The organism is Hymenobacter coccineus, assembly GCF_001816125.1.
Classification (GTDB): domain Bacteria; phylum Bacteroidota; class Bacteroidia; order Cytophagales; family Hymenobacteraceae; genus Hymenobacter; species Hymenobacter coccineus.
Genome location: NZ_MDZA01000066.1, coordinates 44,798 through 56,226, shown reverse-complemented (window position 1 = coordinate 56,226; position 11,429 = coordinate 44,798). Strand labels below are relative to the sequence as shown.

The 11,429-nt window shown below is 62.0% G+C and carries 10 protein-coding genes; 2 read left to right on the top strand and 8 right to left on the bottom strand.

The window, feature by feature from the left end:
• Positions 1 to 513 precede the first annotated feature (513 nt).
• The gene (locus BEN49_RS05370; protein WP_239691819.1) at positions 514 to 1,302 is read left to right on the top strand and encodes a helix-turn-helix domain-containing protein; all 789 of its coding nucleotides are present in this window, start codon (positions 514 to 516) and stop codon (positions 1,300 to 1,302) included.
• Between the two features lie 119 nt (positions 1,303 to 1,421).
• A complete protein-coding gene (locus BEN49_RS05365) occupies positions 1,422 to 2,132 on the top strand; it encodes an SDR family oxidoreductase (RefSeq protein WP_083325800.1) in 711 nt (236 codons plus the stop codon).
• A gap of 173 nt (positions 2,133 to 2,305) precedes the next feature.
• Here BEN49_RS05365 and BEN49_RS05360 read toward each other — a convergent pair whose 3' ends face one another.
• The 8 genes from BEN49_RS05360 to nuoK all read right to left on the bottom strand — a co-directional run bounded on the left by BEN49_RS05360 (position 2,306) and on the right by nuoK (position 11,272).
• The gene (locus tag BEN49_RS05360; protein WP_070741804.1) at positions 2,306 to 3,028 is read right to left on the bottom strand and encodes an NADPH-dependent F420 reductase; all 723 of its coding nucleotides are present in this window, start codon (positions 3,026 to 3,028) and stop codon (positions 2,306 to 2,308) included.
• Between the two features lie 218 nt (positions 3,029 to 3,246).
• Positions 3,247 to 3,561, bottom strand: a complete 315-nt coding sequence (locus tag BEN49_RS05355; RefSeq protein WP_070741801.1) for a hypothetical protein — start codon at positions 3,559 to 3,561, stop codon at positions 3,247 to 3,249.
• Between the two features lie 331 nt (positions 3,562 to 3,892).
• On the bottom strand, positions 3,893 to 4,177 hold the full coding sequence (locus BEN49_RS05350; protein WP_070741798.1) for a hypothetical protein: 285 nt from the start codon (positions 4,175 to 4,177) through the stop codon (positions 3,893 to 3,895).
• 145 nt (positions 4,178 to 4,322) lie between these two features.
• Positions 4,323 to 5,276 (bottom strand): NmrA family NAD(P)-binding protein, encoded by a 954-nt coding sequence (locus tag BEN49_RS05345; protein ID WP_083325799.1) that lies wholly within the window; start codon positions 5,274 to 5,276, stop codon positions 4,323 to 4,325.
• Positions 5,277 to 5,567: 291 nt separating this feature from the next.
• On the bottom strand, positions 5,568 to 6,944 hold the full coding sequence (locus BEN49_RS05340) for a PQQ-dependent sugar dehydrogenase (protein WP_070741795.1): 1,377 nt from the start codon (positions 6,942 to 6,944) through the stop codon (positions 5,568 to 5,570).
• A gap of 169 nt (positions 6,945 to 7,113) precedes the next feature.
• Positions 7,114 to 8,715 (bottom strand): OmpA family protein, encoded by a 1,602-nt coding sequence (locus tag BEN49_RS30415; RefSeq protein WP_070741792.1) that lies wholly within the window; start codon positions 8,713 to 8,715, stop codon positions 7,114 to 7,116.
• A gap of 136 nt (positions 8,716 to 8,851) precedes the next feature.
• Entirely contained in the window at positions 8,852 to 10,840 is a 1,989-nt protein-coding gene (nuoL, locus tag BEN49_RS05330) for an NADH-quinone oxidoreductase subunit L (protein ID WP_070741789.1), read from the bottom strand.
• A gap of 99 nt (positions 10,841 to 10,939) precedes the next feature.
• Complete coding sequence (gene nuoK / locus BEN49_RS05325; protein WP_070741821.1) at positions 10,940 to 11,272, bottom strand: NADH-quinone oxidoreductase subunit NuoK; 333 nt, start codon at positions 11,270 to 11,272, stop codon at positions 10,940 to 10,942.
• Positions 11,273 to 11,429 lie beyond the last annotated feature (157 nt).

The following is an 11,429-nucleotide window of genomic DNA, read 5'->3' as shown; positions in this document are numbered from 1 at the left end:
CGTACAAGCCGCCGCGACACGTTCGCGTAAATCAAGAGAATAGGCTTTCACGCTGGAAAAATAACTCCCGTACTGTACATCATCCTGAGAACCGCTCTAGGGCCCCAGTGTTCTAGCGCCCATCATTAATGCGATGACATAGGCCGGCGGACGATAGCCATGGGCCGGTTTTCGGTTTAGGTTAGGGCCCCGGCGATGCGGACGCGGCAAAAGAGTCAGCCCGGCGCGGCCCAGAAAGTGACTATAACGGTGTTCAGCACCTGCACCATTCCTAATTCAAGCGCGGGCTTCCAGATGGCCATCGCAACCAAAGGAATTTATGAACTAGGGCCCCTGCTCGCCCACGTGATTCGTACAAATACCCATATGAAACCGAATTCCCTTGCTGCCTTTTACGACGCGCTTGCCCCGGGCCCTGAGTCCGCCGTGGGCGTGTTGCCACCGCCAGACATGGGGCAAGGCGTGGGGCATTTCAACGTGTTCTCCTTGGCGGAACTCCGCGGGGCGCCCCCGATGACGTTTAGCCGGCGGGAGTACTACAAAATCACGCTCTGCCGCGGGCGCAGCCAGGTGGAGTGTGTCGACCAAGCCCCGCACGTGGGGGCCAATACCTTGTTTCTGGTGACGCCGCGCGTGCCGTACCGGTGGCTGCCGCTCACCGAAGATTTTACGGGCTATTCCTGCCTCTTCGACGACGCCTTTCTGCTGCCTGCCCGCACCGGGGTGACGCTGGCGGAGCTGCCGATTTTTCAGCCCGGGGCTTACCCGGTGTGGGAGGTGGCCGAGGCCGACTGCGCGGCGCTCGAAGCCCTTTTCCAGAAGATGGCGCACGAACTCGTGTCGGGCTACGCCTACAAGCACGACCTGCTGCGCACCTACCTCTGGGAGCTGATCCACTTGGTGCAGAAGCTGCAGCCGGTCCCCACCCCGCTGGCGACGCACAGCGCCGCCGAACGGGTCGCCACCCAGTTCACGGAGTTGCTGGAGCGGCAGTTTCCGCGCCAAAGCCCGCAACCGCCGCTGCTCCTGCGCACCGCCACCGACTACGCGCAGCAATTAGCCGTGCACGTCAACCACCTCAACCGCGTGCTGAAGGAAACGACGGGCCAGACCACTACCGCCCTCATCAGCAGCCGCCTGACGCAGGAAGCCAAGCTCCTGCTGAAGCAAACCGCCTGGAGCATTTCAGAAATTGCCGATAGCCTGGGCTTTGCCGACGTGGCCCACTTCTGCACCTTTTTCAAGCGCCACGCCAGCCAAACGCCGGGCGACTTCCGGCGGTTGGCCGTGTTTGGCATCTGACATGTTTGAAATCTAAAACAGATGGGTTGACTGGCGAAGTTTACCGCCCGGCTGCCTCCCGGACCTTTGTGGCGTACTTACTCGCCTCCCCATTTCAGGAGGCCAAACTCACAGGTAACATGGCAAACAAGAAAATTGCGCTGGTCTCCGGCGGCAACAAAGGCATCGGCTTCGAAATTGTGCGGGGGCTGCTGCAGGCAGGCTGCCGGGTGTATTTAGGGGCCCGCGAGGCCGCCAAGGGCCAGCAAGCCGTAGCGGAACTGGCAGCTGAAGGCGACGTCCGATTCCTCGAACTGGACCTGGCCAACCAAGCGACGCTCGATGCAGCGGCGGCGCACCTGCAGCGCGAGGAAGGCCACCTCGACATCCTGGTGAACAACGCGGGCATCAATGCGCCCGGCGACGGCTCGCCAAGCACGGCTACTGTGCGCAGTGTAGAACAAGTGCTCCAAACCAATTTCGTGGGCACACTGGCCGCCACCCAAGCGTTTTTACCGCTGGTGAAGCAGGCCGCGGCGGGGCGCATTGTCAACGTGTCTAGTCCGCTGGGCTCACTCACCGTAGTTAGTCAGAACGATTGGAGCCTGCTGGGGTACTCCGCCTCGAAGGCCGCGCTGAACATGCTCACCGTGCAGCTAGCCTACGAGCTGCGGGATACGGCCATCAAGGTAAACTCGGCCGCGCCCGGCTACACGGCCACCGACTTGAACGGCTTTGATGGCACCGACACGCCCACGCAGGGTGCGGCGGAGGCTATCCGGCTGGCCCTATTGCCGGCCGATGGCCCTACTGGCACGATGTCCTCTTCTACCGGGCCCCTGCCCTGGTAAAGGCTGGCTGCTAAGCGGCACTCGGTCAGCGCGGCGGTCCTTGATGAGGCGCTTGGCAACTTCCCTTTATCGAATAAGCCCCAGCGAACGCGCTCCGACAATTGACGGGGCTTGTTCGCTGGGGCTTAGGTCAGTGGGCTAGCGATTGGCTAACCAACGTGGGACGGCGGGCCTTACAGCTTGACGCCTTGTGCCTCCAGGTGTTTTTCCGACGCAGCTTGGTTGGCTGCGAACTGGGCGTGCTGCTCGGGCGTGCGCGTGGTGCCCAGGCTGGCTAGGTGCTGTTGCACTTCAGCAGCCGATAAATCGGTGCAGTACAACGGCGAGCCCGGCTGCTGGCGCCACGACTCGTGCAAGCTGCCGCCGTCCGCGGCGTCGAAGCCCAACTCCTCCACCAGGGCCATTGCCTTCTGCTTAGCGGCGGCATCGTCGCCGGCTACTAGTAGCGCGATGCGGCCGGGAGTGCCGGCGGGCTGGCCGTTGTTTTTGAGGTTCGCGGCGAAGATATTGTTGAACACCTTCAGCACCGGGCGGCCCAGGTGCTGCTGCACCCACTCGCTCTCGGTCAGGTCGCCGCTTTCCAGCTCGGGGAGCTGGCCGTCGCGCAGCAGCGGGTAGTAATTGCTGGTGTCGATGACCGGCACGTTGGCAGATACCCCCGCAAACAAGTCCTTGGGCAGGTCGGGGATGCTTTTCAGCGGAATGGTCACCACGATGATGTCGCCGTGGCGGGCCGCTTCTTGAGCCGTAACGGGCGTAGCGCCGGTCTTTTGGGCCAGGTCCTTCAGCGTTGCGGGGCCCCGGGAGTTGGCGATATAAACCGAGTGGCCGAGGCTGGTGAGCCGCACGGCCAGGGCGCTGCCGATGTGGCCGGCGCCAATGATTCCAATGTTCATAAGTAAGTAAATGAGCAGGTATTTTATGGGCCGCTTTTCTGCAAAAACGACCCGTGCTAAGACTGCCCACCGGCCGGATTGTTTTGCTCATGCCTCCCGGAAGCAGCGGGCACGAGCGCGCCAGGTTTGCGCTAGTGCAGCTAATGCAAGCTGTATCGAAGCATTACGCATAGTCCTAGCTATCCGCAGCCGCCCCGATGGTGGGGAGGCGCTGGCAGTTATTTTCTCCCCGCCGGCTTCTCCGCATCGGCGTTGTAGTGCATCTTACCCATTTTCCGCATTTGCCGGCGTTCCTCACGGTCCATGCCGGGCACTTTCACGTCGCGGCGGGAGGCGCGGGGGCTGCCGGCGTCGCGGGTGGCGGGCGTGCTGAGGGGCGCGCTACCCGGCACGGTAGCCGGCGTTACGGGAACGCCAATTGTCGGCGATGGTACCCCAGTCGGCGTTACCGCTCCCGATGGCAACACGGTTTGGGCCAGGGCCGCGCTGGTGCTACAAGCAAAAAGGCCGGCTAGGAACAGGAAGTATTTCATAAAAAGAATGGGGAGAAGCTAAACTCCCTTAAGATTTGGATACTGGAAAAAATTACTAACTGACGGAAGTTGGTTGGGCAAAATACCCACATTTACAAGCCTAAGGTCCGCCTGCATAAGCCGGGCTATTTGCAAAGTATGTGGCGTGTGCGCGTGAAGGCATCCGATTTAGCATATTAGCCGTGGGCGGCACAGCGGAGGCAATCGGTTTTGTTGAGCCAGCAGCGTTTTCACAGCCCGGCAATATTCGTTTTGAATTACAGAAAGGGCCCCCGCCTTTACTTGGCAGGGGCCCTAAATGCGAGGCGGCTAAATAATAGCTACCCAGCGGTTACTGCATCTTGGTTTTGGTCTTCATTGAACCGTCGGAATTCATTTTCATCTTGCGGTCTTTACGCATCATCTTTTTGTCGCCTTTGTCCATGCCCGACATTTTATCCATCTTACCATTGGTGGTAGCCGGAGTTTGCTGGTCGTTAACGGTGCTACCAGCGCTGGGCATGTTGGACGGGTTGCCGGTTTGGGCCCCGGGGGTGGTGCCGGGGGCTACCGTTTGGGCCGAAGCGGCGCTGGCGGTGAGGGCGAAAGCGGCGGCGAGGATCAGGGAAATTTTCATAATGAGAATCTGAATGGGTAGGAAGTGGGTGGCAGCGCAGCTACCACGCGAGGCTATACGCAGCGGGGCACCATGCGTTTGCGCCAAAGCCGCCGCGTTTGGCCAAGCACATAATTTAGTAGTTGGCCGCTGGGGCCCCGGCGCGCTACTTGGCCGTGGCCAGCACCTCGCGCAGCGGCGTCCACCGGATATCGGGGTAGCGGGCGTTGTCGAGGGGCGCGAGCTTGGGGGCCCCGGTGAACATGTTGTGCAGGTACTGCATGCCCTGCCAGTGCGGAAACACCTCCTGAGGAACCGGCGCAAGCCGGCGCGTTGCCCGAATCATCAGCTTCAAGAGCCACAGGCCACCGGGCCGCAGGTGGCCGAAGCGGCGGCCCGTAACGGCGGTGGCGGCGGCCTGGAGGTCGCGGACGGTGGCTACTTCGCCGGCCACGCGCAGGTAGCGGGGCGTGGTGGCGTCGAGGGCGGCGGCGGCCGTGAAGGCGGCGGTGTCGGCGATGGTGGTAAAGTCGAGCGGCTGGTCAGCGCTGCCCCAGTACAGCACGCGCCGGATACCGAAGAGTACCACCGGCGCCTGCCCGGTCAGCAGGTCCATGAACATGCCGTTGAGGATGGACGTGGCCTGGATGGGGGCCCCGTCGAGCCGCTGGCCGAACTCGCGGCGCAGGTCGAGGTTGCGGTTGGAGCCGGCGGGGAGCTTGGTGAAATCGATGGAGTAGTCGGACGGGATGAAGCGGGGCACGCCGGCGGCCACGGCGGCTTCGAGCAGCCGCGTTTGCAGGTCCACAATCACGTCGCGCAGCCCCGACACGGCCGACACCACGCATGCTGCGTCAACGCAGGCGTAGGTCAGGGCCCCCACGTCGTTGAAATCAACTTCTACGATGGTGGCGCCTTGTTGGCGCAGCGTTTCGATTTCGGGCTTGGTGTTGCCGGGGCGTACCAGGGCCCGCACGCGGGCGCCGCGTTGCAGAAGGTGCTGGGCGATGCGGTGGCCGAGGTCGCCGGTAGCGCCGGCCAGCACGATGAGGGCCGGTTCGGCGGTGGGGCGGCTTTGCGCGCCAGCGGTGGGCGCTGGTAATATTGAGGAGTCGGGCATGGGTAGAATTGGGCGTTTGTGCTCGCCACGGGGCAGAGCAGCAGCTTCATCCTTATACGCAGCCGCCGTGCTGGGGGCCCCACAGGGCCCGCTTTCTCACCCGGAAAGATATTAAAAAAACCAAACGGCCAGGCCTTTGGCAGAGGCAAAAAACCACCCCGGGCCACGCATTGGGTGAAGCGGAACGATGGGCTCTTATCGCATTTAGCGCAGCAAACACCGACGCAAAAAGGCCCCCGAACCTGGCGCAGGTTACGGGGGCCCTAATTGGCGGCGGGTGGCTTTGGCGCGCTACTTGGCGGGAGCGAAAGCGGTGGCTTTGGGGGCCCCAGCGGCGGCCACACGCCACACTTTGTTGCCGGCGTCGTCGGTCACGAGCAGGGCCCCGTCGGCCAGGGTTACCACGCCCACGGGGCGGCCGTAGGCTTTGCCAGATTCGCCGCCGACGAGGAAGCCGGTCAGGAAATCTTCGGGCTTGCCGGTGGGCTTGCCGTCTTTGAAGGGCACGAACGCCACCTTGTAGCCCGAGTATGCCGAGCGGTTCCAAGAGCCGTGCTCGCCCACGAAGGCCCCGTTCTGGTACTTGGCGGGGAAGGCCGTTTGGTCATAAAACGTGAGGCCCAGGGCCGCCACGTGGGGCCCCATGGGCACGTCGGGCACGAGGGCTTTCTTCACCAGCTCGGGGTGCTCATCCTTGCGGCGGGGGTCGACGTTCTGGCCGTAGTACGAGTAGGGCCAGCCGTAGAAGCCGCCCTGCTGCACGCTGGTGATGTAGTCGGGCACCAGCTCGTCGCCCAGCTCGTCGCGCTCGTTCACGGCCGCCCACAGGGTGGTGGTGCCGGGGTAGTAGGCCAGGCCGATGGGGTTGCGCAGGCCGCTGGCGAATATTTTCTCGCCCGAACCATCAGGGTTTACTTCCAGGATGTTGGCCCGGCGCACCTCGTTCTCGGGGCCGTGCTCCTGCACGTTCGAGCCCGAACCCACGGTGACGAAAATCGTTTTGCCGTCCTTGCTGGCCAGCAGGTTGCGGGTCCAGTGGTTGTTGTAGCCGCCCTCGGGCAGGCTCAGGATTTGCTGGCCCGCGCCGCTGATTTTGGTATCGCCCGGCTTGTAGGGGTAGCGCATCAGGCCGTCGGTGTTGGCCACGTAGAAGGAGTTGCCCATCACCAGCATGCCAAACGGTTGGTTGAGGCCGCTCAGGAAAGTGGTGCGCACGTCGGGCTTGCCGTCGTGGTCGGTGTCGCGCAGCAGCGTGATGCGGTTGGCGCTGGTTTCTTGCAGCGAGCGCGACTTATCCAGGTGCAGGGCGGCGGCAATCTCCTTTTTAGTGCTCTTGGGCAGCGTGGTAGCCTCCGAAATGAGCACGTCGCCGTTGGGGGCCACGTAGGCCCATCGCGGGTTTTGCAGACCGCCGGCAAACTCCGTGACGGTAAAGCCATCCGGCGCGGTGGGCGTTTTGCCCGCGGGCCAGCCAATCACCTCCACAAACTTGCTCGCCGATTTGGTGGCGTAGGGAACGGGTAGGTGCACCGTTTCATCGGCGGGTGTGGTGATGGTTTGGGCCGGCGTGGCGGCGGCGGCAGCTTGCTTTTCCTGGGCGCTGGGCTCGCTGCTGCAAGCGGCCAACAAACCAAGGCCAGCCAATGGCAGGACGTTTCTAATATGCATGGGTGCTTAAAATACGGTAGTTGGTGGGGCCCCGGATGCGCTAAAGTGCAACTTGAGGCCCTGTGTTTTACATCTTTCCTTCACGATTGGTTGCCCCGTGGGGGCCAACTAAAAACGGCCCGCTGTGCAGCGGGCGTTTTTAGTTGGCATCAGCACGTAAGCTGGGGCCCTATTTGCGCGACGATTTTCTAGCGCGGGCCTTTTTGCGGGCCGGGGTGGCACCGTCGGGAGCCGTTTTGCCTTCGGCCTTCAACTGAGCGATGGTCGGGGCCGGGCCGTACTTGGTTTCGGCCGGGTTGGTTTCGCCGGTCAGGTAGGGGTCGAATTCAACGCGGCGGTTTTTGGCACGGCCGGCGGCAGTCTTGCTGGTATCAAGCGGCTTGGTTTTGCCGTAGCCGCGGGCCTCAATCCGTTCGGCGGGCACACCTTTCTTGAGCAGGTAGTCGCGGGCAGCGGCGGCGCGGTCGTACGAGAGGCGCAGGTTGTAGCCTTCGGTGCCTTTGCTATCGGTGTGGCCGGCCAGGCTGAGGCTGTAGTCGGGGAACTCGGTCAGGGTTTGCGCAATCTGGTCGAGTCGTGCGTTCGACACCTTCATCAGACGTGCACGGTTGTATTCGAACTGGATGAACTTGGTGGCCTTCTGCTCGTCCGACATTGCGGGGCAGCCGTTGGCGTTCACCTTCGTGCCAGCCGGCGTGTTGGGGCACTTGTCCTTGTCGTCCGATATGCCGTCGCCATCCGAATCAATGGGGCAGCCGTTCTCGTCCACTTTAGCACCAGCCGGGGTGTCGGGGCACTTGTCTTTGTCATCCGATACACCGTCGCCGTCCGCGTCAAGCGGGCAACCAGTGGCGTCCACTTTGGTACCGGCGGGGGTGTTGGGGCACTTGTCGTCGCCATCGGCCACGCCGTCGCCGTCGGCATCAGGGCAGCCTTGCAGAGCAGCCAAGCCCTTCACGTCGGGGCACTTGTCTTGGTAGTCGGCCACGCCGTCGCCGTCCGTGTCCACGGGGCAGCCGTTTTCGTCCACTTTCACGCCGGTGGGCGTGTCGGGGCACTTGTCTTTGCGGTCGGGTACGCCGTCGCCGTCGGTGTCCTTGGCTTTGCCCAAGGCCAGCGTCAGGCCCACCGAATGCACCAGGAAGTCATCGTAGCGGTTGTCCGTTGCACTGTAAACGTTGTCGGTGCGCTCGGTCAATGGGTAGTGGTAGGCCGTTTGCACATCGAGGGCCAGGGCCGGCGACAGGCGGAAACGCAGCAGGGCCCCACCCATGAAATCGGGCCGGCCAATGGCGTTATCGAATCTATTCGTCCCATTGTTGCCTACGCTGTGGGCCAGGTACATGCCCACCCCACCGAAAATGGCTGGCTGAATGAACGCGTCTTCCTTCAGGATTTTGCCGTTGTTGAGCTTTAGCTTGAGCGCTAGGTCCGCAAACCCAGACTTTACGGAAAACCCACTATTTTGAGCAGCGGGTTGGCCGTTATTGGAGAAGCGATAGAGCTGATAATTGCCCATTAAGCTCACGTCGAACGACGGGGAGAGGTAGCGCGTGATGGCAGCACCGCCGCCAAAGCGCAGGCCGTCGCGGCCCAAGTTCCACCAGTCGTTGCCGATTTCGCCGCGGTATTGCAGTACGCTGACGTTGCCGCTGATGGCAGTTTTGTGGTCGGCCGATTGGGCTTGCGCGCCAAACGAGGCCCCCAGCGATGCCGCAGTAAGGACGGCACCAGACGCCAGAGCCCGGGGAGAGAAGAGGTTTAATTTCATGCGGTAGAAAAAAAGGGTAATAGTTCCTTAATAAGGCTAAGGCGCTATACTTTCCTGACCGCAAAAGGTTGTCTTTAAAATAAAGACGGCCGGGGCCCCCATGAGGACCCCGGCCGTACGCTTGGTTTTTAGCAATTTACATGCGGCCGTAGTTCAGCCCCAGAATCAGCACGATGCCGATGACCATGAGGATGAGGTAGGTCTCGACGGCGCCGGTTTGCACGTAGCGCAGCAGGTAGCCGCCGCCCTGCACCGCCCGCCCGAAGCCGTTGGTAATGGGGTTGATAACGCCGTTTTCCACGAACTTAAAAAGACCGTTCGACAGGGCCATGGTGGGCTTCACGAACAGTGCGTCGTACAGCTCGTCGATGTAGTACTTGTGGTACACCAGGCTTTCGGGGGCCGAGCGCTGGGCATCGTCGGCCACCGGGCGCTGGGCGCGGGCCACGTACATGACGTAGGCCAGCACGATGCCGAGCACCCCGGCCGCGACCGATAAGCCGATGAGCATCAGTTCGGTGCCGTGGTCGGGCTCCAGGGCGAAGGCGGCGGGGTTGAGGCGGCGCGAGTAGGTGAAGAGCGGGGCCAGGAAATCGGCCAGGTAGTGCTTGCCCACCAGCATGGGGGCCCCCATGAAGCCGCCCACAGCGGCCAGAATGGCGAGGACGATAAGCGGCAGGGTCATGCTGGCCGGCGACTCGTGCAGGTGGCTCTTCTGCTTTTCGGTGCCGCGAAACTCGCCGAAGAAGGCCAAAAACAGCAGGCGGAACATGTAGAACGCCGTGAGGAACGAGGTGAACAGGCCCACGGCCCACATCAGCTTGTTGTGCTCGTACACGTGGCTCAGGATTTCATCCTTGGAGAAAAAGCCCGAAAACGGCGGGATGCCCGAAATGGCCAAGCAACCGATGAGGAACGTGAGGAACGTGATGGGCAAGGCTTTGCGCAAGCCGCCCATGCGGCGCAGGTCCTGCTCGTCGCTCATGGCGTGGATGACCGAGCCGGCCCCGAGGAACATCAGGGCCTTGAAAAAGGCGTGGGTGAGGACGTGGAACAACGACGACGAGTAGCCCATGACGCCGAGCGCCAGGAACATGTAGCCGAGCTGCGACACCGTGGAGTAGGCCAGCACTTTCTTGATGTCATTCTGGGCCAGGCCGATGGTAGCAGCGAAGAAGGCCGTAGCGAGGCCCACGATGCCCACGACTTCCAGCGTTTGGGGCGCGAGCGTGAAGAGCACGTTGGCCCGCAGCACCATGTAGATGCCGGCCGTGACCATGGTGGCGGCGTGGATGAGCGCCGATACCGGCGTGGGGCCCGCCATGGCGTCGGGCAGCCAAGTATAGAGCGGCAGCTGGGCCGACTTGCCCATGGCGCCCACGAACAGCAGCAGCGTGATGGCAGTGCAGATGCCCACGGTGTAGGGCCCGAACTGCATCAGCGAAGCCTTCTGAAATACTTCGCCGTACTGCACCGAATTGAAGGTGAGGTAGATGAGGAAGATACCCAGCAGGAAGCCCAGGTCGCCGATGCGGTTGATGATGAAGGCTTTCTTGGCGGCGTTGTTGTAATTGGTGTTGGTGTTCCAGAAGCCGATGAGCAGGTACGAGCAGAGGCCCACGCCTTCCCAACCAATGAAGAGGATAACAAAATTGGAGCCCAGCACCAGCACCAACATGCTGAACACGAACAGGTTCAGGAAACTAAAGAACTTGCCCACGTTCTCGTCATGGGCCATGTAGCCGATGCTGTAGACGTGGATAAGGAAACCCACACCGGTCACGAGCAGCAGCATAATCAAGCTGAGCTGATCAATCTGGTAGCCGAACGGGATTTGCAGCGAAGCCACCGATATCCAGTCGAACAGCTCGACGGTATAGGCGCGGTGCACCGTGGTACCGGGCAGGGCCCAACCCGCCGCGGGGTGCAGGAAGCTCCAGAACAGGAACGCGGAAATCAGAAACGAGCCCAGCACCGTGGCGCTGCCCAGCAGCCCGGCCAGTGCGGCCGGTAAGCGCTTGTTCAGCAAGCCGTTCAGCAGGAAACCCAGGAAGGGCAGCAGCGGGATGAGGACGTAGAGCAGGGTGGTGTGCGGCGCGTTGGGGCCAGGAATAACGGTTTCCATCGGTGAATGGGTAAATGAGCGAATGGGTGAATGAATTGGGACGAGCGGGACGCGGAGCGGATGGCGCGGGGGCCCTCACTCCTTCGCTCACTCATTCACTTACCACTTGAGCCGGCTCAGCAGGTTGACGTCGGTGGTTTGGAAGTTGCGGTAGATCATCACGATGATGCCTAGGCCCACGGCCACTTCGGCGGCGGCCACGGCCATGATGAAGAACACGAAGATTTGCCCGTTGGGGTCGGAGCGGTAGGCCGAAAAGGCCGTCAGCAGGATGTTCACCGCATTCAGCATCAGCTCGATGCACATGAAGATGATGATGGCGTTGCGCCGCGTGAGCACGCCCACCACGCCGATGGAAAACAGGGCCGTGGCGAAAAAAACGTAGTACTGAAGCGGAACAGTACGGATGACTTCGGGAATGGTGGCTTCCATGCGGGGCGGAACGGGCGAAGAATTGGCCCGGGTTTGGGCCGTATTTTGGGCAGGCAAAGGTATCCTGAAAAAGCAAACCGCCCGCCGGTTAAAGTATTAACGCCGGGGCCCCGTCTGCTTGCACAACATGGAAAACTTGGCTTTTTCGCTCCCCACT